The sequence below is a fragment of the Pseudomonas sp. Irchel s3b6 genome (assembly GCF_900187415.1).
In the GTDB taxonomy this organism is placed as follows: domain Bacteria; phylum Pseudomonadota; class Gammaproteobacteria; order Pseudomonadales; family Pseudomonadaceae; genus Aquipseudomonas.
In genome coordinates this window covers 1-21495 of record NZ_FYDM01000008.1, presented here as the reverse complement: position 1 = coordinate 21495, position 21495 = coordinate 1, and the positions used below count along the sequence as shown (strand labels likewise).

The following is a 21495-nucleotide window of genomic DNA, read 5'->3' as shown; positions in this document are numbered from 1 at the left end:
GTACCGACAGGCTCGAGCGCCGGGTGCAAGCCTCCATTTTCGGCCTCACAAGCCCCGTTCCTGCGTTGCCAACTCCCCGAACTCGCCCTGTTTGAGCTCGAAGCAACCGTCTGGAACGGGCTTTGTTGATTTCGCATATGGACGCACGCCCGACACATCAGTCCATGGACGTACCGACCGCTCATCGCTTTAGGAAGGCTGCATGTCCACCCCCACAGTTCGCGAACAATTCCTTGTCATCAGTGCCCTCGGCGCCAACCCCATGGAGCTGACTAACGTCCTGTGCCGCGCCAGCCATGAAAATCGCTGTGCCGTGGTCACCTCCCGCCTGACTCGCCATGGCGAGTGCAGCGCGCTCATCCTGGAGATTTCCGGTTCCTGGGACGCCCTGGCGCGCCTTGAAGCCGGCTTGCCGAGCCTGGCCAAGAAACACGCCTTCACCGTCAACGTGGTGCGCAGCGCCGCGCTGGAAAACCGCCCGCAAGCCCTGCCGTATGTGGCCTATGTCAGCTCCGCCTACCGCTCGGACATCGTCAATGAGCTGTGCCAGTTCTTCATCGACCATAACGTCGAGCTGGAAAACCTGACCTGTGACACCTACCAGGCCCCGCAAACCGGCGGCACCATGCTCAACGCCACGTTCACCGTGACCTTGCCGGCCGGCGTGCAAATCAGCTGGCTGCGCGATCAGTTCCTGGATTTCGCCGACGCGCTGAACCTCGACGCGCTGATCGAACCTTGGCGCCCACAGAACCCGATGTAAGGACCTAGCTCATGGCCGTCACACTCGACCAACCGGTCACCGACTTCGAAGTGCCCGCCACCAGCGGGCAGACCATTAGCCTGGCCGCCCTCAAGGGCAAGCAGGCGGTGATCTACTTCTACCCCAAGGACAGCACCCCGGGCTGCACCACCGAGGGCCAGGGCTTTCGCGATCAGTACGCGCAGTTCCAGGCCGCCAATACCGAAGTGTTCGGCGTCTCCCGCGACAGCCTGAAGTCTCACGAGAACTTCAAGTGCAAGCAGGCGTTCCCCTTCGAGCTGATCAGCGACAAGGACGAAGCCCTCTGCCAGCTGTTCGACGTGATCAAGCTCAAGAAGCTGTATGGCAAGGAATACATGGGCGTAGACCGCAGCACCTTCCTGATCGACAAGAACGGGGTGCTGCACCAGGAATGGCGCGGCGTGAAGGTACCGGGGCATGTGGATGCGGTATTGGCCGCAGCCCAGGCGCTGAACAAGGCCTGATGCGTTAACGCCTGTTCAGCCCCTCCCACACCGTGGCGAGCGAGCTTGCTCGCCACGGGGACAGCGTTCTCGCGTTACAACAGCGGCGACACCACCGGTTCCTTGCGGGGCCACGCATCCAGCACGGCCTTGAACAGGGTCGCCAGCGGGATCGCGAAGAACACCCCCCAGAATCCCCACAGCCCGCCAAACAGCAGCACCGCGCAAATGATCGCCACCGGGTGCAGGTTCACCGCCTCCGAGAACAGCAACGGCACCAGCACGTTGCCATCCAGGGTCTGGATGATCCCGTAGACCGCCATCAGGTAGATGAACTGATCGCTCCAGCCCCACTGGAACAAGGCAATCAGCATGACCGGCACCGTCACCACCACCGCGCCGACATAGGGCACCACCACCGAAACGCCGACCAGCAACGCCAACAAGGCGGAATAGTTGAGGCCCAGCGCGATGAAACCGATGTAGGTCACCCCGCCGCAGATGGCCATTTCCATGACCTTGCCGCGAATGTAGTTGGCGATCTGCCGGTTCATTTCCTGGCCGACCCGGGTAATCAGCGCACGCTCTCGCGGCAGATAACCGCGCACCCACTGCCCGATCATCACCCGGTCCTTGAGGAAGAAGAACACCAGGATCGGCACCAGCACCAGGTAGATCATGATGTTGACCAGCAGTGGCAGGCTGGACAGCGAGAACGTCAATGCCCACTGACCGAACTTGCCGATCTCGCTGCGGGCCACCTCGATAGCGCGCAACACCTGCTCATCCGACACCAGGTGTGGATAGCGCTCGGGCAGCAACAGCAGCAGCGACTGCCATTTGACGAGCATGCCGGGCAGTTCGTTGAACAAGGTAATGAGTTGATGCCAGAGCAGCGGCACCGCCACAACCATGAACACCAGCAACAGCCCCATGAACAACGCGAACACCAGCCCCACCGCCACGCCACCCGGCAGGCGCAGACGCTCAAGGGTGCTCACCAGCCCCTGCATCAGGTAGGCCAGCACCATCCCCGCCAGTACCGGGGCCAGCATGCCGCCCAGGGTCAGGACGGCGGTGAAGGCCAGGACCAGCAGAACGGCGAGCACCACCGCTTCTTCATCGGAGAAGTAGCGCTGGACCCAGTCGCGAAGCACTTTGAACATTAATGATCCCTATCAGTCAGCGCCCTGAATCATCAGGCTTTTTTCAGCCAGTAGCGATAAACCCCGGCCTCGTCTTCTTCATGCAGCAGCGTATGACCGGCCAAACGGGCAAAGGTGCGAAAGTCCCGCTGCGAGCCGGCGTCGGTGGCAATCACCTTGAGCACCGCACCGCTGGCCAGCCCGTTGAGCGCCATCTTGGCCTTGAGCAACGGCAACGGGCAATTGAGTCCGCTGGCGTCCAGCTCGGCATCATGCTCTACAGCGTCGGTCATTGCTTCACTCCGGATAGGTGATTGAGTTACCTAGAATATCTGGTCGCAGCGCAAGTGTCCGGCTACAGTAAGGTCTTTGTCGACTAAGGCTTTGTGCATGACTTTTCTGCGCCCCACGCTGCTGACGCTCGCTTGCCTGCTCGCCTCGCCAGGCTTCGCCGACGACTTGCCGTCACTTGGCGACGCCAGTTCTGCCATCGTATCGCCACAGCAAGAGCACGATCTGGGTCGTGCCTGGCTGGCCATGTTGCGCAGCCAGGTTTCGCAACTCAACGATCCACAGCTGAAAAACTACGTTGAAACCAGTGTCTACCGCCTGGTGGAAACCAGCCAGCTCAACGACCGGAGGCTGGAATTCATTCTGATCAACAGCCCGCAGCTCAACGCCTTCGCCGCTCCCGGCGGGATTGTCGGGGTCAATGGCGGTCTGTTTCTCAACGCCCAGACCGAAGGCGAATACGCCTCGGTCATGGCCCACGAATTGGCTCACTTGTCGCAACGCCACTTTGCCCGCGGCGTTGAAGCCCAGCAGCGCATGCAAGTGCCGATGATGGCCGCCCTGCTCGCCGGGATCATCGTCGCCGCAGCCGGTGGCGGTGACGCCGGTATCGCCGCGATTGCCGGCACCCAGGCCGCCGCCATCCAGGAACAACGACGCTTCTCCCGGCAGAATGAGCAGGAGGCCGACCGCATCGGCATCATCAACCTGGAAAAAGCCGGTTACGACCCACGTTCGATGCCCACCATGTTCGAGCGCTTGATGCGTCAGTACCGCTTCGATGCCAGGCCGCCGGAATTCCTGCTGACTCACCCGGTGACCGAATCGCGGATCGCCGACACCCGCAACCGCGCAGACCAGGCGCCACCGGGCGGCAAGGAAAACAGCCTGACGTACCAACTGATTCGCGCACGCGTGCAGCTGATTTACGAGGAAACCCCAGGCCTTGGCGCCAAGCGCTTTCGCGCCCAGCTCGATGACAACCCTAAAAACGACGTGGCGCGCTACGGCCTGGCGATCGCCCAGATCAAGGGAGGACAGCTGAGCGACGCACGTGAGAGTCTCAAGCCGTTGCTGGCCAAGGCCCCCAACGAAATCATCTACAACCTGGCCCAGATCGATCTCGACATGACCAACAATCGCCTGGCAGATGCGCAGGCGCGGGTCGACCGGATGCTGGCGCAATTCCCCGGCAACTATCCGCTGAACCAGGTACGTGTCGACCTGCTGCTCAAGCAGAACCGCCCCGCCGACGCCGAAAAAGCCCTGGAAGCCCTGCTCAAGACCCGGCCGGACGATCCGGACATCTGGTACATGGTGGCCGAAACCCGTGGCCAGTCCGGCAACATCATCGGCCTGCACCAGGCGCGCGCCGAGTACTTCGCACTGGTGGGCGACTACCGCCAGGCCATCCAGCAACTGGACTTCGCCAAGCGCAAGGCTGGCAACAACTTCCCGCTGTCGTCACGTATCGATGCCCGTCAGCGCGAGCTGATGGAGCAAGAGCGCTTGATCAAGGACATGATGGGCTGACCCTTCGCGACCCCAATGAAAAAGCCCCTCGACGAGGGGCTTTTTCTGTTGCGCGGTCAGCCCGGCGGCATCAGGCCATCTGAATGATGGTCTGCATGATGGTGCTCTGGGTCGAGATGGTCTTGGCGTTCGCCTGGTAGTTGCTCTGGCCCTTGATCAGGTCCACCAGCTCATTGGTCAGGTTGACGTTGGACTCTTCCAGCGAGTTGGACACCACCGAGCCCAAGGTACCGGTTTCAGCGGTATCGTAGGCGGCGAAACCAGACGCGTAGGTTTCCTTCCAGCCCGAACCGCCTACCGGCTGCAGGCCCTGCTCGTTGTTGAAGCTGGCCAGGGAGATCTGACCGATGGCCTTGGACTTGCTGTTGCTGAAGTTGGCGAACAGCGTGCCGGTGCCGTCGATGCTCAGGTTGGTGATCTGGCCCGTGGCGTAGCCGTCCTGGGTTGGCAGGTTGCGTACCGTCTCGGAGTTGAACTGGGTGGTCTTGGTCAGGTCGTTGCTGATACCGGTGGCGTTACCCACCGCCCCGTTCGCCGCCCACACACCGTCGGTGACGGTGCCGGGGGTCCAGACACCCGCACCCATGACGACCGAGGTGCCGCTCACCGTGTACGGGCTGCCAGAGGCTGGCGGCACGATACTCAGCAGCTTGCCGTCCGAACCGAAGTTCATTGTCATCGGTTCCTGATTACTCGGCGTCACGGGCGGTGTACCAGTACCGGCGGGTACGTAGGCGCCGCCGTCAGGATTACGACCGTCCACCAGGGTGTAGGTCTGCCAGGTATTGGCACCGGTCTTGACCACATACTGGTCCATGGTGTGCTGGTTGCCCTGGCTGTCATAGATCGGCGTGCTGAACATCTCGGTGTAGGTCTCGAGCTTGTTCGGGTCGAACGGCGTCACGGCCGGATCGATGTTCGGCTTGCTCGAGTTCAGGTTGATGCTCGAAGAAATGGTGCTGGTGGTTTTCGGCGCCAGGTTCGACTGGTCGATTTTCAGGTCGCTGAGCACACCGTTGATGATCTTGCCATTGGCATCGACGCCATAGCCTTGCAGGCGCGCGGTACCGGCGCTGTTGGTGACGAAGCCGTCCTTGTCGACCCTGAAGGTACCGGCACGGGTGTAGGTCAGCGAGCCGCTGTCGTTGAGCACGAAGAACCCCGAACCCTGGATGGCCATGTCCAGCACGTTGCCGGTGTTGCTCACGTCCCCCTGGCTGAATTGCTGGGAAACGTTGCCCAGGCGCACGCCATTGCCAATGCTCTTGCTGCCGGTACCCAACTTGGTCGCCGAGTAGACGTCTTCGAATTCCGCACGCGAGGATTTGAAACCGGTGGTGCCGACGTTGGCGATGTTGTTGCCGGTAACGTCCAGCTGCTTGTTGGCTGCAGAGAGGCCGCTGAGGCCGACGTTAAAACCCATATTCCACTCCTTGTGCCGCGTTAGCCGGCGCTATAGACCGATAGTTTGTACTTTGGACAGTGCGATGGTGCCCATGTTGGCGAGGTTCAACATCATCTCGCCGCCGGTCTGGCTCACGGTCACGCTGTTGACTGTCGCAGGCAGGTAAGTGATCAGGTCGACAGGCTTGTCGTCGATCGGTGCACTGGCCTTGAAGCTGTAGGTACCCGGCTCGACTTTTTCGCCCGCCGCATTGGTACCGTCCCAGACGAAGCTGGCATTACCCTGCGGCTGGCTACCCAGGTCGATGGTTTTCACCGCCTTGCCGTCCTTGTCGGTGATGGTCACCGTGGACGAGGCCACCGAAGCCGGCACGACCACCGAGCCGGTCATGCTCTTGCTGGTGTCGACATAGGCCGAGCCGGTTTGAACGATGACCGAGCGCCCCACCAGCGATGAGGCCTGCAAGGCTTGCGAGGAACCGAACGCACTGGAAATGTTGTTCACCGAGGTGTTCAACGTGGTGATGCCTTCCAGGCTGCTGAACTGGGCCAACTGCGCCACGAATGCGCTGTTGTCCTGCGGATCCAGCGGATTCTGGTTCTTGAGCTGGGTCACCAGCAATTGCAGGAACGCATCCTTGCCCAGTTCGTTTTTGCCGGTCTTGCTGTTGGTGGCGGCCGCCAGGCCATCATTGTTGGTGGTGGACGTCTTCTTCGAGGAATTGGCAAGAATGTCCTTGAGGCTCAGGCCGCTTGTGGTATCGGTAACACTCATCTGAGTTGCCCCTTATCACTGACCGAGGGTCAGGACCTTCTGCATCATGGTTTTGGCGGTGTTCATCATTTCCGCGTTGGTCTGGAACGAACGGCTGGCGGAAATCATGTCGGCCATTTCTTCGACCACGTTGACGTTGGGGTAGAACACATAACCCTTGGCGTCAGCCGCCGGATGGTTCGGCTCGTAGCGGGCTTCCAGGTTGCTTTGGTCTTCGACCACACCCAGCACCTGAACGCCCTGGCCCGCGGCCTCCTGGCTCTGGAACAACGAGTCGCTGCCGCCCGACTGGCCGCCCTGGAACATGGTGGCGAACACCGGATGCCGGGCACGGTAGGTCTGGTCGATGCTCGAGGAGACGGTCTCGGCGTTGGCGATGTTACTGGCCACGGTGTTCAAGCGAGTGGTCTGGGCACTCATGCCACTACCGGCAATATTGAAAACACTGGATAGGGACATGGATTACTCTCCGCGCAGGGCCGAGATCAGCCCTTTGAATTTGCTGTTGAGCAGCGTGAAGCTGGCCTGGAAGTTCACCGAGTTTTCGGCGTAGTTGGATTGTTCCAGCTGCGCATCCACGGTGTTCTGGTCAATCGACGGTTGCATCGGTGTGCGATAGAGCAACGTCTCGTCACCACTGCTCAGGCCTTGCGCTTCGATATGACGGCTGTTGGTCATGTTCAAGGCAAAGGTGCCGTTCTTGTGCTTGTCGTTCTCGGCGGCCAGGACGGCCGAGAAGTCCAGGTCCCGAGCCTTGTAGTTCGGGGTGTCGGCGTTGGCAATGTTGTTGGCCAGCACTTCGGCACGCTGGGCGCGGAAGCCCAGGGCTTGCTGGTGGATACCGAGCGCTTTATCGAAGCTGATGCTCATGTCGGAAACCTTTGGGTGACCTGATTTTTCGTACCAGGTACTTAGCAAGCCCCGTGCCAGCTGGTAAAACCCCGTAAATAGGGGCTTTGCCAGCGGCGGCAACGCGGCAATGCCAGAAAAGCGGCAATCGATTTCCGTCACCTGCCGCTTTTCTGCCGCCCTGAACAGCGCACCGCCTCAACAGCACACCCGGTGTGCGCGACCGTCCAGAAGCCTGTATCGGGCAAAAAAAGGGAGTCCCTGACTAATGCCGATCAGTTAAGAAGATGAGGTCGAATGTGTAGGAGCGAGCGGGCTCGCGATGAACTCAAGAGCAACGCGTTTAATCAGAAAACACGCGTTATCGTTAATGTCCATCGCGAGCACGCTCGCTCCTACAAAGGTCGACGTTCGCTTAACTGACTGGCATTGGCCCCTGAGGACTCCCGCTTTTGTCACCCGACCATCACTTGGCCTGGTAGATGATTCCCGGACTGCACTGGACCATCTGGTAGTGATCCGGCAAACCGTTCAGTGCCTCGGAGGCCCCCAGGAACAGGTAGCCCCCCGGCTTGAGCGTGCTGTGAATGCGCAACAGGATGTCCTTCTTCACTTCGGCGGAGAAGTAGATCAACACGTTGCGGCAGAACACGATGTCGAACTTGCCCAGGCTGACGTAGCTGTCGAGCAGGTTGAACGAGCGAAACTCCACCCGGCTCTTGATCGGCGCCTTGACCGCCCAGCGCCCCGGCCCTTTCGGATCGAAGTAGCGCTGCAGGCGCTCGGGCGACAGCCCACGGCCAATGGCCAGGCTGTCGTACTCGCCGGTCTTGCAGTTGTTCAGCATGGTGCCGGACAGATCGGTGGCAACAATCTGCACCCCCATCCGCAACTGGCCCATGTTGACGCGCTCGAACTCATCGATCGACATCGACAACGAGTACGGCTCCTGCCCCGACGAACAAGCGGCCGACCAGATCCGCAGACGCTGGCCGGGACTGGCCTTGATGGCCTCGGGCAGGACTTTGTTCTTCAAGACTTCAAACGGGTAGGTGTCACGAAACCAGAGGGTTTCGTTGGTGGTCATCGCGTCCACGACCATTTCGCGCAGGCCACTGCGTGGCTGGCCCTGGATACGCTGGACCAGCTCCCCCAGGGACTTGATGCCTTGCTGTTCCATCAGCTTGTTAAGACGGCTCGACACCAGGTACTGCTTGTTCTCACCGAGCAAAATGCCACAGGCTTTTTCCAGGAAGACCCGGAACTGTTCAAAATCCAAATTACCCGTAGACAATGATGCTGCCTCTTAAATCGTGTTGACCGCCAGGGGCAAAGCCCCCTAGCTGATGTCTGCTGCTTTGATCCGGTCGACTACCCGGGATGCCAGGTCATCAGGACGAAACTTGGCCAGGAAGTCATCGGCACCGACTTTCTTGACCATCGCCTGATTGAACACACCCGACAACGAAGTATGCAGGATGATATGAAGCTTTTGCATGCGAGGGTCGTTGCGTATCTCGGCCGTGAGGGTGTAGCCGTCCATCTCAGGCATTTCGATGTCGGAAATCATCATCAGAAACTCTTCTTCCGGCTTCTTGCCTTCCTCGACCAGCTTGCGCAGGTAATCCAGCGCCTGGCGACCGTCGTTCAACGCGACCACCTCGACCCCCACCGTCTGCAGGCAACGCGAGACCTGCTTGCGCGCCACCGACGAGTCATCGACCGTCAGCACTCGCAAGGACAACGCCTTGTGCTGAGTCTCGACATCCACCACGCCGACGGAAATCGCCTCCGGTGTGGGCGCCACTTCCGCCAGCACCTTCTCCACGTCGATGATTTCGACTAACTGATTGTCGACTCGAGTCACAGCGGTCAGGTAGTGATCGCGCCCCGTGCCCTTGGGTGGCGGATGGATCTCCTCCCAGTTCATGTTGACGATGCGCTCCACCGAGCGCACCAGGAAGCCCTGGGTCTTGGTGTTGTACTCCGTGATGATCACAAAGGGATTACTTTGATCCTTCAACCCGCCCGACCCGGTGGCCATGGCCAGATCCAGAATCGGAATGGTCGCCCCCCGAATATTGGCGACACCGCACACGACAGGGTTGGATTTGGGCATCACGGTCAGTTTCGGGCATTGCAGCACCTCCCGGACCTTGAAAACGTTAATCCCGTAGAGCTGTGGGCCGTCGAGACGGAACAACAACAGCTCCAGGCGATTCTGCCCTACCAGTTGCGTGCGCTGGTTTACTGCATCCATTACACCAGCCATGCCCAGACTCCTACACCAACGCTAAGTGTGTTGCGACGCACATTCATCACTAAACGGCACGGCGCTTGCTTTTGAACTGCCATGAACGTGAACACGACATTATTCCGACGCCTGACCTCAACCTGCCGCCGATGGCGCTGCATGGTTGCGGCGGCGTGTGTTTTCAACGCTGGCAGCACTGCCCTTGCCGACCCGGTTACCTTGCCTGATCTACTTATCGGCGTCACTCAGGGCTTTCTTGAATTCACCGTAGAAGACTATCTGGCCACCAGTCAAACCGAAGGCCGCTATGAAATCGAGGTCAATCAACTCGACCCGCGCTTGCGCATGCCCATGTGCGACAAGGAATTGACAGCGACGCTGGAAAGCCCCGCCAAGCCGTTGGGACGCGTCACGGTGCGGGTGCGATGTGACGGCGCCTCCCCCTGGACAGTCTTCGTCCCCGCCCAGGTCCGCCTGTTCCGCGAGGTCGTGACCACCACCCGGCCCCTCAAGCGCGCTGGAATCATCGAGCCTTTCGACGTGATGCTGCGCGAGCGCGACATCAGCCTGATCAACCAGGGGTACCTGACGAACGTGGATCAGGCGATCGGGCAAAAACTTGTCCGTTCCATGGTCAATGACCAGGTCATTACCCTGGTTCACATGGAACAGGCAGAAGTCGTGCGCAAGGGCGACCAGGTCGTGATCACCGCCCGCAGCGGAACCCTCAGCGTACGGATGCCGGGCGAAGCACTGGCCAATGGCGGTTTGAACGAGCAGATCCGGGTCAAGAACCTGAACTCTCAACGGGTCATCAAAGCGCAAGTGACCGCGCCCGGCCAGGTTGAAGTCGCCATGTAGAGCACTGGCGCGTAATCGACCCATTCCCTAAACTGTGCCTCACGCAGGGCAAATACCGACGCGCCCGCGCTCATGGATAAATGAGCCTAAAGTTTTTTCGGGATTGGCCGAAAACATGGCAAGCGTCCAAATTCCCAGAGGTTTTTTTACCATGGTCATTGATTTCAGCCGCATAAACAGCGCACCCACGCTCACGAGCAGTTCGCGTACCGGCGCCCCCCAGGAAACCGGTGAAGCCGCCAGAACCGCGCCGCTGTCGACCCAGACCGAACAGGTCGGGGCCAGCCAGAGCGGGGAATCGGTACACCTCAGCAACGAGGCTCAGCAGTTGCAGAAGATCACGGACACGCTGCGCGAAGAGCCTGCCGTCGACAAGGCCCGCGTGGCCGAGTTGAAAGCCGCCATTGCCGATGGCAGTTATAAAGTCGACAGCAACCGCGTCGCCAGCAAACTGCTCAACTTCGAAGCCCAGCGCTAGCCGACGGCCGGCGCCAGGGCTTTTGGACGCTAAAAACCCAAGGCCAGCCATGCACGATACTAATTTACTGCAACTGATCACCGACGATTTTGCTCCAGCGCAACAGTTGCTGGATTTGCTGCAGCAAGAATCCCTTGCCCTGCACGGTCGCGACATGCCGCTGCTGGAGACCATTCTGGCCAGCAAGCAAGGCCTGATCATTCTGCTGGAGCAGCATGGCCGCCGGCGCAGCGAAGTGCTGGCCAGCCTCAACCTGCCGACTGACCGCAGCGGCCTGGAGCAACTCGCCGCCCACTCCCGCATTGGCCAGGAACTGTTGGCGCAAAGCGATGTGCTCAATCAACTGCTCAAAGACTGCCAGGCCGCCAATGAGCGCAATGGCCGCTCGATCCAGGTGCAACAAGCCAGCACCGCCCATCAGTTGAAAATCCTCAACGGAGGCGAGTCTCCAACCCTTTACGACGCTCGCGGATCAACCGCCATGCTGGTGAAGCCTCGCCCACTCAGCCAGGCCTGACCCCATCATTCAGTGCGCCCTATGAAGGCGCCAAACATGCCGGCAGAATGCTAGCCTTGCGTGTGACCGTATCCTGCCTGGAGATTGAAAAGCCGTGTTCAACGCCTCAAACGCGGAAGATGCTCCGCAGCCACCAAAGGTGCTCGCGACCCCTTTGGAAATCGCCAGTCATCTGCGAATGCTGCAAGAGAGCCACGATCCCCTGATCATTACGTTCCATGAACGCAGCCAGCGTTTCCAGAGCTATCTGGTCGAAGTGGATCGCGAGAACAACATGCTCGCGCTGGACGAAATGATCCCCCGCGATGGCGAGCGCTTCCTGCTGGCAGGCGAACCTTTCCGCATCGAAGGCTTTCACGAAGGCGTACGTATTGCCTGGGAAAGCAACGGCCCGTTGACCATCGACGAATCCACGGGTGGTCGCTGTTACCGTGGCACGCTGCCCGATGAGGTGGTGTACCACCAGCGTCGCAATGCCTTTCGTGCCGCCTTGAAACTGGCGCAACTGGTCAACATCGAACTGGCTGGCGAAAAACTCAAGACGCCCTTGAACGGCAAGTTGCTGGACATTTCGGCAACCGGCTGCAAGCTGCGTTTTGACGGTAACATCACCAACGGCCTGCAACTGGGCCAGGTCTACGAGCGCTTTGTCGCCGCCCTGCCCTTCGGCAGCATGACGGCCCCGGTAGAACTGCGTTACCTGCATCACGAAGAAAAAATCGACACCACCTTCGCCGGCGTGCGTTTTCACAACATGAGCGGTCTGGTGCAGCGCCAGGTCGAGCGTTTTGTCTATCAGTTGCAGCGCGAGGCACGTCGCTTCGACAAAGACGACTTCTGATCCGACGGCATCAAAAAACGGGCAGTCCCTGACGGTGACTGCCCGTTTTTTTTGCCCTCAGGGCCTGGCCCCGCTCAGGCCTGACGGATACTCCGGCGGCGGATCCTCGGGGTCGGTGCCGGACTCATCGGCCTGGCTATCCGGTTGTACCCCGGACTCAGGGTCCGGCTCAGGGCTGGCACCGTTTTGCATCTGATCCTGCACCACCTGCTCATCCACCCGCGGGTCGAGCGCCGCCACCAAGGGTGAGCTGGTCATGTTATCGGGCATCGCAACGTGATGCAGCGGCGCATCATCGACCTGATGCAGGTTGGTCACCGCTTTCGGGCGAATTCGCCACACCAGGACCAGGGCAAAGAAACTGAAAAACGCATAAAGCATCTGGCTGCCGAAATACTTCATCAGCACACCGGCCACCAGCGGCCCGATACTCGCGCCTACGCCGTAAGTCATCAACAGCATGGCCGTCAGCGACACCCGGCGATCGCCCTCGACGTGGTCGTTGGAAAACGCCACCGCCAGCGGATACAAGCAGAACTGCACGAGCGAGCAGGCGAAGCCGGCGATGAACAGCACCTCAAGCGGCACCTGCGGCATGATCGCCAGAGGCAAGGCCGCCAGCGCCAGGCAAATCGCAAAGCTGCGAATCAGCAGTGCCCGATCATAGCGGTCCGACAACCAGCCCAACGGCCACTGCACCACCAGGCCGGCAAAGATGCAGCTGCCCATGAACAGACCCACCTGCTCGGTGGACAAGCCCTGCTGCGAGGCATAGAGCGGTGCCAGACCATAGAACGAGCCGACAATCAGCCCTGCCCCCAGTACCGTGCTGAGCGACTGCGGCACCCGCTTCATGAAGAAGCGTGGCTCCATGGGGGCTGGGTGCAAGGGCGCCGGGTGAATGCGCCGGGTCAGGGTCACCGGCACCAGGCACAGGGCAAAACACAGCGCCACCAGCATCAGCAACTCCGGCCCCAGGGCCGGGTGCATGACCAGAATCAGCTGGCCCAACACCAGGCCCAGGTAAGAGGCGATCATATAGCCGCTGAACACCACGCCACGCTGCTTGGCGTCGGCCTGCTCGTTCAGCCAGCTCTCGATGACCATGTACTGGCACATCATGCCCAGCCCCACGACCACCCGCAGCATCAGCCAGGCCGGGAGCCAGTCGACCAACCCGTGACCGAGTACCGCCGCGCCGACGATCCCCGCACAGGCCGAATAAGCCCGTATGTGCCCGACCCGGGCAATCAGCCGGTGACCGATTTTTCCGCCCAGCACCAGGCCGAAATAGTTGGCGGCCATCAATGCACCAACCCACAGACCGTCGACATGGTCCGCAGCGAGGCGCAGCGCCAGGTAGGTACTGAGTAAGCCCGAACCGATCAACATCATCAGCGAGGCGAAATAAAGCGCTCGAAAGGATTTCCAGATTTGGCGCATCGGCGTTCCGGGCGGCTCCTTGCAGTGAGTGTCGGGCTACCGTCAACGATAGCCCGACGGCGACGGGTCGGTTATGCCTGGGCTGCTAAAACGCGCCGCTCCCAGGGAGTGATTTCATCAAGGAAGCTGGTCAACTCCATGGTCTTCGAAGCGATGTAGCCTTCGATGAACTCCTTGCCGAACAGTTCCTTCGCCAACTGGCTACGTTTCAGACGCTCAAGAGCCGCATGCAAGGTACATGGCAGCGACAAACTTTCTGGCACTTCAAATTCGCCCTGGATGGGCGCTGTTGGCTCCAGCTGGTTCTCAATACCGTGCAGGCCCGCCGCAAGACTGGCGGCAATGGCCAGGTACGGGTTGGCGTCAGCACCCGGCAGGCGGTTCTCGACCCGTCGTGCAACCGCTGCGCTGGCCGGAATCCGCAAGCCGGCCGCCCGGTTGTCGTGAGACCAGCAGGCGTTGTTCGGTGATGCGTAAGGATGGCACAGCCGCTGATAAGAGTTCACGTTCGGCGCGAACAGCGCCGTGAAATCCGCCATGGCCGCCTGCTGGCCACCAATGAAGTGCCGGAACCGGGCCGTCGGTTGCCCGGCCTCATCGCTGAACACGTTGCGCCCGGTCCCGATCTCGACCACGCTCTGGTGAATGTGCATCGAACTGCCCGGCGTATGCGGCAGCGGCTTGGCCATGCACACCACGGTCAAGCCGTGCTTGAGCGCCACTTCCTTGAGCAGGTGCTTGAACAGGAAGGTCTGGTCGGCCAGCAGCAAGGGATCGCCGTGCAACAGGTTGATCTCGAACTGGCTGACGCCCATCTCGTGCATAAAGGTGTCGCGCGGCAACCCCAGCGCCGCCATGCATTCGTAGACTTCAGTGAAAAACGGCCGCAAGCCGTTGTTGGAACAGACGCTGAAGGCCGACTGACCGTTCTCCCGGCGCCCATCCAGGCCGACAGGCGGCTGGAAGGCCTGGGTCGGGTCAGTGTTGGGGGCAAACACGAAGAACTCCATCTCGGTCGCCACCACCGGTGCCAGGCCGAGCGCAGCATAACGGGCGATCACTGCTTTCAACTGGCCGCGAGTGGACAGTTGCGAGCTTGTACCGCTCAACTCGTCGGCGTCACAGATGGCCAATGCACGAGGCGGCTGGCTCCAGGGCAAACGATGGATCTGTTGCGGGTCAGCGTTGAGCGCCAGGTCGCCGTCGTCACTGCCGTAAAAGCGTGCGGGCGGGTAACCGCCCATGATGCATTGCAGCAGCACGCCCCGCGCCATCTGCAAACGTCGCCCCTCGAGGAAGCCCTCAGCGGTCATTACCTTGCCGCGCGGCACGCCATTGAGGTCCGGCGTGACACACTCAATCTCATCAATGCCGGTCAATCGCTGCGCGAGTGAGCTCTGGCCATCGGTCGTCATGACTCAATCCTTGTTGTAATGCGGGCCGCGAACGGCGACATGTACAAAATAGGCTTCAGCCGTTCGGAATATCAAGCAGGCCCAACGAATAAAGCGCCTACGGCAGGTAAAGGCTGAACAGACCGCCGCCCAGCGGTCCGCCATTGCTGATCTCGGTGCGCCCCTGCACGCCATTGCGCTGGTGCAGCCGGGCAATGCGCGCGGCGAAATACAGACCCAGCCCGGTACTGCCACTGGCCGGATTGATGCCCTGCACATAGTCAGCCTGACGCTCGATCATCCGGGCCGGGTAGCCCTCGCCATCGTCATTGATCGTCAGCACCAACTGCCCGGTTTCCTCGCCCACACTGATCAGCAGCGAACTGCGGGCATAGCGGATGGCATTGTTGATGGCGTTGGCCAGTACCGTGCCGATCAACTCACGATCAAAGAATCCGAGCGGGCTCAAGGGGTCGACCTCGTACGTCACCAGAATGCCGCGACTCTTGAACACCTCTTGATGCGCGGCCAATTGCGCTTCGATGAAATCGTCCAGTTCATGGTAGTCCGGGCGCAATGGCAACTGGTTGACGCCCAGTTTGTAGAGCCCCAGCAACTGCACCAGCATGCCGTTGAGATGGGCGAACTCGAAGTCGATCACGCCCTGCTCACAGCTTTGCTGCTGCGCTTCTGGCAAGCGAGCCAGCCACTGACCATGCGCCTGCATCAGCACGGCCAGGGAGTTCTTCATGTCGTGTACGGTGGAGGCAATCACCGTGGAAAAATCGAGCCCCGGTTCACTCTCATTCATTCGCCAAACGCCTTGTCTCGCAACTTTTGATAACGCGGATACCGCAGGTCACTCTCGGGCATCAGGCCGACCATCTTCAAGCAGCGACGGCATTCGTCCAGTAGCGTCGCGTCAAGGCTGGCCGTGCTCCCGTGCAGCAGCGACTGCGCCATGTTGAGGGCGATGCTGATGTTCTTCGGTTGCAGCAGCAGCGCACCGCGAAACAATTCCCGGGCTTCGGTCAGCGCACCGGCCTTGTAGCTGCGAACGCCCTGCCGGTTGAGGTCGGCCGCCGCGGTACCGGAATTGAGAATCGCAGGGTCGTCGGTCTGCTTGGCAATGCCCTGCATCACCACCGGGTCGTCACCGTAGATTTCCGCGCAGTTTTTCAACATCGAATTACCGGCTTCAGCCTGCCCCAGCATCTTCAACTGCTTGGCCACCAGCAACGCCGCTTCGGCGCTCATGAACTGCTCCATGCCATCGAGGCGGATCATCGCTTGCTCGGTGAGCTTGTCCGCGGTTTCCGCATCGTTGATCAGCAGGCTGGTGGCCTTCATCAGGCGGGCCCGGATCTGCAGGCCCGGGTCATTGGGATTGTCCTTGGCGACCGCGCTCAACGTCTGGTTGATCTCAAGGCGCGTGCGGGTATCCAGGCCTCTTTCGCTGCCCTTGCTGATCAGCGCGTGCGCCAGGCCGAGGTTGCTCTCCGGGTCCTTGAAGCGCGACTGCGCACCTTGGGATACCGCCTGGCGATAGGCGCGCGCGGAGGTGTCGAAGTCTTCGTTGGTCATCGCCAGCTTGCCCAGCAGGGCCTGTCGACGTACCGCCAGGGGGGAAAGGCGAACCGCCTCCTCCAGTACGCGTTGTGCCGTCCTGGTGTCGCCCTGGGCCACCAGCACATCGGCCAGTCCGTCGTACAACCCGGGCATCATCGGGAACACCTTCAGCGCCTTTTCGTACAGCGCCTTGGCCTGACCGGGCTGACCACGCTTGAACAGTAATCGCCCCAGACCGGCATAGGCCCAAGGCAGCGGGCGGTCCGCCAGAATGCTGTTGTACAGCCGCTCCAGTGCCTCGTTCTGGTTCATGTCGCGCAGCGCATCGGCACGATAGCGCAGGCACAGCGGCGAATAGCGCGGGTCCTGCTTGCACAGGGCAATGCAGGCGTTCAGCACCTCGACCGGCTTGCCCCGATCCAGCGCCTGCATGATCGGCTTGAGCAAGGTCTTGCGCTGCTCCAGCCGCTCCAGCCGCTGGGCAAGCCCGGCGCGGTTGAACGGCTTGGTCAGGTAGGCATCCGGCTCATGTTCAAGGGCGCTGAGCACCATCGCCTGGCTACTCTCGGCGGTGACCATGAGGAACACACTTTCGTGGCTGATCAGCTTATCGACCATCAGGTCTTCGAGTACCTGCTGACCGTTTTTCTTGCCATCGCCCAGGTGGTAGTCCTGCAGGATGAAGTCGTAGCGCTTTTGCGAACACATGCGCAGCGCGGCCTCGCCGGTGTCGGCCGTGTCGACATCCTTGACCCCCAGCTCACGCAACATCGACCTGACGGAACTGCGGAAATCCGAGAAATCATCGACGATCAAAAAACTTTTTTGGTGGTACGCCAGCATCGAAGATTCCAGGCAATTAAGAAGATGAACCCAAAGACACATGCAACAGCCAGCTCAATGTCGCGGCCCGGTTTGGCGCAGCGCAGGACAACGACCCGTCGGGTTATCGGCCGCAATGGGCATTCCCTTGAAGGCGTCGGCAAACAATCACGAATTTGTCGGGAAATCCCATGGCCGATGGCATGACGACGGGCCAATTTGATCTATACCCAGTACTGCGGGTGTTGATCCCCCCTCGATCGCAGACTGCCAATGGCCCGTCGTATTGCGCCGGACTCATGGTCAATGCCTTGAACCGGGCAAGGAGTCAGCAATGGCTGAGTCAGGCAAGAAAATGAGCCTCACGGGGCTGACCACACTGGTGGCGGTGAACATGATGGGCTCGGGCATCATCATGCTGCCCACCAACATGGCCCAGCTTGGGGCCGTCTCGTTGCTGTCCTGGGTATTCACCGCAATAGGCTCAATGGCCATCGCCTATTGCTTTGCCCAATGCGGGATATTTTGCCCTCGTTCGGGCGGGATGTCGGCGTACACCGAACAGGCCCATGGCAAGTCGGGCTTCTTTCTGTGCTCCTACCTCTACTTCCTGTCGCTGGCCATCGCCAACGTGGCGGTGGCGATTTCCGCCGTGGGCTACATGACGGAGTTCCTGCCATGGCTGGGCAGCGGTGCCATCCCATTGTTCATCGGCACGATCGGCCTGATCTGGGTAACCACCCTGGCCAACTTTGGCGGCCCCGGCATTACCGGCAGGATCGGCGCGATCACGGTCTGGGGGGTGATCATTCCAGTGGCGGGCCTGTGTATCATCGGTTGGTTCTGGTTCAAGCCCGAGGTACTGACGGCCGCCTGGAACCCGAACAACTTGCCGATCTCCGAGGCCGTCAGCAGGACCATTCCCTTGACCCTGTGGGCGTTCCTGGGCATGGAATCCGCCGCTCAAGCCATCGATGCGGTGGAAAACCCCAAGCGCACGGTGCCCCTGGCCTGCCTGTTCGGGACACTGGGTGCCGCCGTGATCTATGTGCTGTCGACCACCGTCATCCAGGGCATCATTCCCAATGCGGAGCTGGCCAACTCCTCCGCGCCCTTCGCCCTCGTCTATGCCCGGATGTTCACCCCCATGATCGGCAACATCATCATGGTGCTGGCCGTCATGGCCTGCATCGGCTCACTGCTGGGCTGGCAGTTCACCCTGGCACAAACGGCAAAGATGGCCGCCGACCAGGGCATGTTCCCCAACTTTTTCAGCAAGGTCACGGCAATGAACGCACCGATCATCGGCATGGCGGTGTGCGCCGTACTGCAGACGCTGATGGCACTCTCAACCATTTCACCCAATGCCAGTGCCCAGTTCAGCAAACTGGTGAGCCTGGCCGCGGTGACCAACCTGGTGCCCTACGTCACCGCCCTGACAGGCCTGCTGGTGATCATGTACAAGGCCAAGGTCAGTGCCTCGGTGTATGTACGCAACAGCCTGGTGTTGCTGGTGGCGCTGACGTACTCGTTTTATGCCCTTTACTCTTGTGGCATGGAGGCCGTGTTCGGCGGCACCCTGGTGTTGGTGATCGGCTACCTGCTCTATGCCTCCATTGCCAAGCGCTTTGTCGGCACCCCGCCGCCGCCCCTGAGCGAGGTTGGGGACGCTTAGTGGCGCCCATCAGGACGGCACGACAACTGATCACGGGAAAAACATGAACATGAAGAGGCCACCCCTTACCCCCATGCTGCTTGCCTGCATGCTCGTGCTGCTGCCCATCACGACCCGGGCCGATACCCTGGAGCGGGTGCGGGCCAGCAACAGCCTCACCCTCGGTTACCTGAATGACTTTGCGCCCTTCAGCACCCAGGACGGTGACAAGGCCAAAGGCTTTGCCATCGACCTGTGCCAGACCGTCGTCGACAAATTCAAGGCCGAACTAGCGCTGCCCGCGCTGCAGGTGCGCTATCAGGCGGTCAGGCAGGCCGATGAAATCAGTGCCGTGCGCTCAGGAAAGATCGACATCCTCTGCACACCCACCCCGCAAAGTCTCGAACGACGCAAAAGCGTGAGTTTTTCCGTGCCGATCTACACCGCCGGTCTCTCGGCCGTGGTCCGCCAGGACGCGCCGCCTGCGTTGCTCAATGTGCTCAACGGCCAAGAGGCCCATACCGGCCCGACCTGGCGCGCAACCCTCAACCGCGGCCTGTCCAACCAGACCTTTGCCGCACCGGCAGGCGGTGTCACCGAACAGTGGATTCGTGGGCAGATGCGCACCCTGGGTGTCATTACCACCCTGGTCACGGTCGAGAACAGCCACGAAGGGCTCAAGCAAGTGGCCGATGGCAAGGTTGCCGCTTTCTTCGCCGAGCGTATGCTGCTCAAGAACCAGCTGGCGGCAGACTATCCCGACGGCAACCTGATGGTGCTTGACCGCATCTACGAATACGCACCGGCCTCGATGGTCATGGAGCGCGGTAATGAGGACCTGCGCCTGCTGGTCGATACCGCACTCAGCGAAGCCTACCGCTCGGGAGCGATGGAACAGGCGTATGCCAAGTACTTGGGGGGAGCCAGCGATACGGTGAAGAAGCTGTTCAAAATTTATGCATTGCCTTAGTACCCGTCGACGGTAAACGTGTGACCTATCGTCCATTAGCAAGCTATTGATCACCGTCATTTTGATACCATGTCGCAATTTGAAGATGACACGCCTCGACAGATCTCAGGACCGTCGGGCCATTCAAAGGGCGGTACTAGATGAGTGTTGATTTGACTCGCCGAAAGGTGATTGCAGGTATGGGTCTGCTGGGCCTTGGCCTCCTCAGCGGTTGCGACAGTCGAGGCCAGCTGTCCTACAAGTACGGCAAGGACCTGAGCGACAAGATCCTTGGGCGTACCTTCAAGTTGAAAGATACCGAGGGCAACACAAGAACGCTCTCCAGCTTTCGCGGCCTGATGCCGATGGTGTTCTTCGGCTTCACCCAATGCCCGGCAATCTGCCCCACGACCCTGGCTCGCGCAGTACAGGCCAAGAAGTTGATGGGCAAGGATGGCGACCGCCTGCAGGTGATCTTCATCACCCTGGACCCCGAGCGTGATACGCCGGACGTACTGGATGCCTACGTCAAAACCTTCGACCCTTCATTTGTCGCGCTTTACGGGACGCTGGAGGAAACGGCCGCCACCGCCAAAGAGTTCGATGTGTTCTACGAAAAAATACCCAGTGGGTCCACCTATACCCTTTCGCACACCGCCACGAGTTATGTCTATGACTCCAGGGGAACGTTGCGCCTTGGCTTGTCCCACTCACTTACCGCGCAAGAGTGCGCGGAAGATTTGCTCACCGTCATGGAGGTTTGCTAATGAACTCAACGGCCAATAAAACCGGCATCACCCAGCGCGTCAAACATGCCCTGCTCGGGCTTTCCCTGCTGGGGCTGGCCTGCCAGGTTTCGGCCCAGACCCAGGTTGACGACGCCTGGGTTCGCGCAACCGTCGCGGGACAACAAGCGAGCGGAGCCTTTATGACCATCACCGCAAGCGACGACAGCAAGCTGCTGAGTGTCGCGTCGCCGGTGGCTAAAACCGTGCAGATCCACCAGTCGACCATGAAGAACGACGTGATGAGAATGCAACCGGTGGCGTTCGTGGCATTGCCTGCCGGCAAAGCCGTCTCGCTGGACCCGCACGGCTATCACGTGATGCTTATCGATCTGGTTGCCCAGGTCAAAGAAGGCGACAAGGTGCCGCTGACCCTGACGGTCGAGAATGCCAAAGGCGAGAAAGAGTCGATCACGGTCGAGGCCCAGGCGCGGGCACTGAACATGGCAGATCACAGCATGATGCATTGATTGCTCAAGGCTCGAACACAACCTTGGTACAAACAAGGGCCCTCATAGGGCCCTTTGTTTTGGCTGAAACTTTTTCGCGCACAAAAACAAAACCCCTACCTGCAGATGCAGATAGGGGTTTCGGAATTTAATCTTGACGATGACCTACTCTCACATGGGGAAACCCCACACTACCATCGGCGATGCATCGTTTCACTGCTGAGTTCGGGATGGGATCAGGTGGTTCCAATGCTC

General features: G+C 60.4%; 23 protein-coding genes and 1 rRNA gene. 11 read left to right on the top strand and 13 right to left on the bottom strand.

Features of this window, described 5'->3' with window-relative positions; genetic code table 11:
- The first annotated feature begins 202 nt into the window (after positions 1-202).
- Together CKW07_RS14790 and CKW07_RS14785 are read left to right on the top strand one after the other, a co-directional pair.
- Positions 203-763, top strand: coding sequence for a glycine cleavage system protein R (locus CKW07_RS14790; protein ID WP_095080353.1), 561 nt, complete (start codon positions 203-205; stop codon positions 761-763).
- 11 nt (positions 764-774) lie between these two features.
- Complete coding sequence (locus tag CKW07_RS14785) at positions 775-1248, top strand: peroxiredoxin (RefSeq protein WP_095145556.1); 474 nt, start codon at positions 775-777, stop codon at positions 1246-1248.
- 74 nt (positions 1249-1322) lie between these two features.
- Here CKW07_RS14785 and CKW07_RS14780 read toward each other — a convergent pair whose 3' ends face one another.
- Entirely contained in the window at positions 1323-2393 is a 1071-nt protein-coding gene (locus CKW07_RS14780; protein ID WP_095145555.1) for an AI-2E family transporter, read from the bottom strand.
- A gap of 32 nt (positions 2394-2425) precedes the next feature.
- Positions 2426-2665 (bottom strand): sulfurtransferase TusA family protein, encoded by a 240-nt coding sequence (locus CKW07_RS14775; protein ID WP_095080359.1) that lies wholly within the window; start codon positions 2663-2665, stop codon positions 2426-2428.
- 97 nt (positions 2666-2762) lie between these two features.
- Here CKW07_RS14775 and CKW07_RS14770 point away from each other — a divergent pair, with 97 nt between their 5' ends.
- A complete protein-coding gene (locus CKW07_RS14770; protein ID WP_095145554.1) occupies positions 2763-4196 on the top strand; it encodes a M48 family metalloprotease in 1434 nt (477 codons plus the stop codon).
- Positions 4197-4266: 70 nt separating this feature from the next.
- On the opposite strand, the gene flgE is transcribed toward CKW07_RS14770, so the two are convergent.
- The 6 genes from flgE to CKW07_RS14740 all read right to left on the bottom strand — a co-directional run bounded on the left by flgE (position 4267) and on the right by CKW07_RS14740 (position 9496).
- Entirely contained in the window at positions 4267-5619 is a 1353-nt protein-coding gene (gene flgE / locus CKW07_RS14765; protein ID WP_095145553.1) for a flagellar hook protein FlgE, read from the bottom strand.
- 30 nt (positions 5620-5649) lie between these two features.
- The gene (flgD, locus tag CKW07_RS14760; protein ID WP_095145552.1) at positions 5650-6375 is read right to left on the bottom strand and encodes a flagellar hook assembly protein FlgD; all 726 of its coding nucleotides are present in this window, start codon (positions 6373-6375) and stop codon (positions 5650-5652) included.
- A 15-nt stretch (positions 6376-6390) separates the two neighbouring features.
- Positions 6391-6834 (bottom strand): flagellar basal body rod protein FlgC, encoded by a 444-nt coding sequence (flgC, locus tag CKW07_RS14755; RefSeq protein WP_095145551.1) that lies wholly within the window; start codon positions 6832-6834, stop codon positions 6391-6393.
- A gap of 3 nt (positions 6835-6837) precedes the next feature.
- On the bottom strand, positions 6838-7245 hold the full coding sequence (gene flgB / locus CKW07_RS14750) for a flagellar basal body rod protein FlgB (RefSeq protein WP_095145550.1): 408 nt from the start codon (positions 7243-7245) through the stop codon (positions 6838-6840).
- 445 nt (positions 7246-7690) lie between these two features.
- Positions 7691-8518 carry a protein-glutamate O-methyltransferase CheR gene (gene cheR, locus CKW07_RS14745; protein WP_095145549.1) on the bottom strand — a complete coding sequence of 276 codons (828 nt, stop codon included), beginning with the start codon at positions 8516-8518 and terminating at the stop codon, positions 7691-7693.
- A gap of 45 nt (positions 8519-8563) precedes the next feature.
- Complete coding sequence (locus tag CKW07_RS14740) at positions 8564-9496, bottom strand: chemotaxis protein CheV (protein ID WP_095145548.1); 933 nt, start codon at positions 9494-9496, stop codon at positions 8564-8566.
- Between the two features lie 81 nt (positions 9497-9577).
- Between CKW07_RS14740 and flgA the strand changes: the two genes are divergently transcribed.
- The 4 genes from flgA to CKW07_RS14720 all read left to right on the top strand — a co-directional run bounded on the left by flgA (position 9578) and on the right by CKW07_RS14720 (position 12175).
- Positions 9578-10339: a flagellar basal body P-ring formation chaperone FlgA gene (gene flgA, locus CKW07_RS14735; protein ID WP_095145547.1), complete on the top strand. Its 762-nt coding sequence runs from the start codon at positions 9578-9580 to the stop codon at positions 10337-10339.
- A gap of 151 nt (positions 10340-10490) precedes the next feature.
- On the top strand, positions 10491-10817 hold the full coding sequence (gene flgM / locus CKW07_RS14730; RefSeq protein WP_095145546.1) for a flagellar biosynthesis anti-sigma factor FlgM: 327 nt from the start codon (positions 10491-10493) through the stop codon (positions 10815-10817).
- A 49-nt stretch (positions 10818-10866) separates the two neighbouring features.
- A complete protein-coding gene (locus tag CKW07_RS14725; RefSeq protein WP_095145545.1) occupies positions 10867-11334 on the top strand; it encodes a flagella synthesis protein FlgN in 468 nt (155 codons plus the stop codon).
- A gap of 94 nt (positions 11335-11428) precedes the next feature.
- Positions 11429-12175: a flagellar brake protein gene (locus tag CKW07_RS14720; RefSeq protein ID WP_095145544.1), complete on the top strand. Its 747-nt coding sequence runs from the start codon at positions 11429-11431 to the stop codon at positions 12173-12175.
- A 57-nt stretch (positions 12176-12232) separates the two neighbouring features.
- Here the strand turns inward: CKW07_RS14720 and CKW07_RS14715 are convergent, their stop codons facing one another.
- The 4 genes from CKW07_RS14715 to CKW07_RS14700 all read right to left on the bottom strand — a co-directional run bounded on the left by CKW07_RS14715 (position 12233) and on the right by CKW07_RS14700 (position 17424).
- Positions 12233-13618 carry an MFS transporter gene (locus CKW07_RS14715; protein ID WP_095145543.1) on the bottom strand — a complete coding sequence of 462 codons (1386 nt, stop codon included), beginning with the start codon at positions 13616-13618 and terminating at the stop codon, positions 12233-12235.
- A gap of 71 nt (positions 13619-13689) precedes the next feature.
- The gene (locus CKW07_RS14710; protein ID WP_176465328.1) at positions 13690-14931 is read right to left on the bottom strand and encodes a glutamine synthetase family protein; all 1242 of its coding nucleotides are present in this window, start codon (positions 14929-14931) and stop codon (positions 13690-13692) included.
- Between the two features lie 199 nt (positions 14932-15130).
- The gene (locus tag CKW07_RS14705; protein ID WP_095145541.1) at positions 15131-15823 is read right to left on the bottom strand and encodes a sensor histidine kinase KdpD; all 693 of its coding nucleotides are present in this window, start codon (positions 15821-15823) and stop codon (positions 15131-15133) included.
- Positions 15820-17424, bottom strand: coding sequence for a tetratricopeptide repeat-containing response regulator (locus CKW07_RS14700; protein ID WP_095145540.1), 1605 nt, complete (start codon positions 17422-17424; stop codon positions 15820-15822). The genes CKW07_RS14705 and CKW07_RS14700 overlap by 4 nt, the downstream gene beginning before the upstream one ends.
- A gap of 313 nt (positions 17425-17737) precedes the next feature.
- Here CKW07_RS14700 and potE point away from each other — a divergent pair, with 313 nt between their 5' ends.
- The 4 genes from potE to CKW07_RS14680 all read left to right on the top strand — a co-directional run bounded on the left by potE (position 17738) and on the right by CKW07_RS14680 (position 21261).
- A complete protein-coding gene (gene potE / locus CKW07_RS14695; protein ID WP_095145539.1) occupies positions 17738-19078 on the top strand; it encodes a putrescine-ornithine antiporter in 1341 nt (446 codons plus the stop codon).
- Positions 19079-19121: 43 nt separating this feature from the next.
- Positions 19122-20027, top strand: coding sequence for an amino acid ABC transporter substrate-binding protein (locus CKW07_RS14690; RefSeq protein ID WP_095145538.1), 906 nt, complete (start codon positions 19122-19124; stop codon positions 20025-20027).
- Positions 20028-20167: 140 nt separating this feature from the next.
- Complete coding sequence (locus CKW07_RS14685) at positions 20168-20773, top strand: SCO family protein (protein WP_095145537.1); 606 nt, start codon at positions 20168-20170, stop codon at positions 20771-20773.
- A complete protein-coding gene (locus CKW07_RS14680; protein ID WP_095145536.1) occupies positions 20773-21261 on the top strand; it encodes a copper chaperone PCu(A)C in 489 nt (162 codons plus the stop codon). Before CKW07_RS14685 ends, CKW07_RS14680 begins: the two co-directional genes overlap by 1 nt.
- A 131-nt stretch (positions 21262-21392) precedes the next feature.
- Here CKW07_RS14680 and rrf read toward each other — a convergent pair.
- Positions 21393-21495: ribosomal RNA gene (rrf, locus tag CKW07_RS14675) — 5S ribosomal RNA — on the bottom strand; the annotation flags it as partial.

What these genes read in the sequence shown, in the direction of transcription:
- CKW07_RS14790 (WP_095080353.1), top strand. Translation starts at nt 203, where the DNA reads ATGTCCACCCCCACAGTTCGCGAACAATTCCTTGTCATCAGTGCCCTC.
- CKW07_RS14785 (WP_095145556.1), top strand. Translation starts at nt 775, where the DNA reads ATGGCCGTCACACTCGACCAACCGGTCACCGACTTCGAAGTGCCCGCC.
- CKW07_RS14780 (WP_095145555.1), bottom strand. Translation starts at nt 2,393, where the DNA reads ATGTTCAAAGTGCTTCGCGACTGGGTCCAGCGCTACTTCTCCGATGAA.
- CKW07_RS14775 (WP_095080359.1), bottom strand. Translation starts at nt 2,665, where the DNA reads ATGACCGACGCTGTAGAGCATGATGCCGAGCTGGACGCCAGCGGACTC.
- CKW07_RS14770 (WP_095145554.1), top strand. Translation starts at nt 2,763, where the DNA reads ATGACTTTTCTGCGCCCCACGCTGCTGACGCTCGCTTGCCTGCTCGCC.
- flgE (WP_095145553.1), bottom strand. Translation starts at nt 5,619, where the DNA reads ATGGGTTTTAACGTCGGCCTCAGCGGCCTCTCTGCAGCCAACAAGCAG.
- flgD (WP_095145552.1), bottom strand. Translation starts at nt 6,375, where the DNA reads ATGAGTGTTACCGATACCACAAGCGGCCTGAGCCTCAAGGACATTCTT.
- flgC (WP_095145551.1), bottom strand. Translation starts at nt 6,834, where the DNA reads ATGTCCCTATCCAGTGTTTTCAATATTGCCGGTAGTGGCATGAGTGCC.
- flgB (WP_095145550.1), bottom strand. Translation starts at nt 7,245, where the DNA reads ATGAGCATCAGCTTCGATAAAGCGCTCGGTATCCACCAGCAAGCCCTG.
- CKW07_RS14740 (WP_095145548.1), bottom strand. Translation starts at nt 9,496, where the DNA reads ATGGCTGGTGTAATGGATGCAGTAAACCAGCGCACGCAACTGGTAGGG.
- flgA (WP_095145547.1), top strand. Translation starts at nt 9,578, where the DNA reads ATGAACGTGAACACGACATTATTCCGACGCCTGACCTCAACCTGCCGC.
- flgM (WP_095145546.1), top strand. Translation starts at nt 10,491, where the DNA reads ATGGTCATTGATTTCAGCCGCATAAACAGCGCACCCACGCTCACGAGC.
- CKW07_RS14725 (WP_095145545.1), top strand. Translation starts at nt 10,867, where the DNA reads ATGCACGATACTAATTTACTGCAACTGATCACCGACGATTTTGCTCCA.
- CKW07_RS14715 (WP_095145543.1), bottom strand. Translation starts at nt 13,618, where the DNA reads ATGCGCCAAATCTGGAAATCCTTTCGAGCGCTTTATTTCGCCTCGCTG.
- CKW07_RS14710 (WP_176465328.1), bottom strand. Translation starts at nt 14,931, where the DNA reads ATGACCGCTGAGGGCTTCCTCGAGGGGCGACGTTTGCAGATGGCGCGG.
- CKW07_RS14705 (WP_095145541.1), bottom strand. Translation starts at nt 15,823, where the DNA reads ATGAATGAGAGTGAACCGGGGCTCGATTTTTCCACGGTGATTGCCTCC.
- CKW07_RS14700 (WP_095145540.1), bottom strand. Translation starts at nt 17,424, where the DNA reads ATGCTGGCGTACCACCAAAAAAGTTTTTTGATCGTCGATGATTTCTCG.
- potE (WP_095145539.1), top strand. Translation starts at nt 17,738, where the DNA reads ATGGCTGAGTCAGGCAAGAAAATGAGCCTCACGGGGCTGACCACACTG.
- CKW07_RS14690 (WP_095145538.1), top strand. Translation starts at nt 19,122, where the DNA reads ATGAACATGAAGAGGCCACCCCTTACCCCCATGCTGCTTGCCTGCATG.
- CKW07_RS14685 (WP_095145537.1), top strand. Translation starts at nt 20,168, where the DNA reads ATGAGTGTTGATTTGACTCGCCGAAAGGTGATTGCAGGTATGGGTCTG.
- CKW07_RS14680 (WP_095145536.1), top strand. Translation starts at nt 20,773, where the DNA reads ATGAACTCAACGGCCAATAAAACCGGCATCACCCAGCGCGTCAAACAT.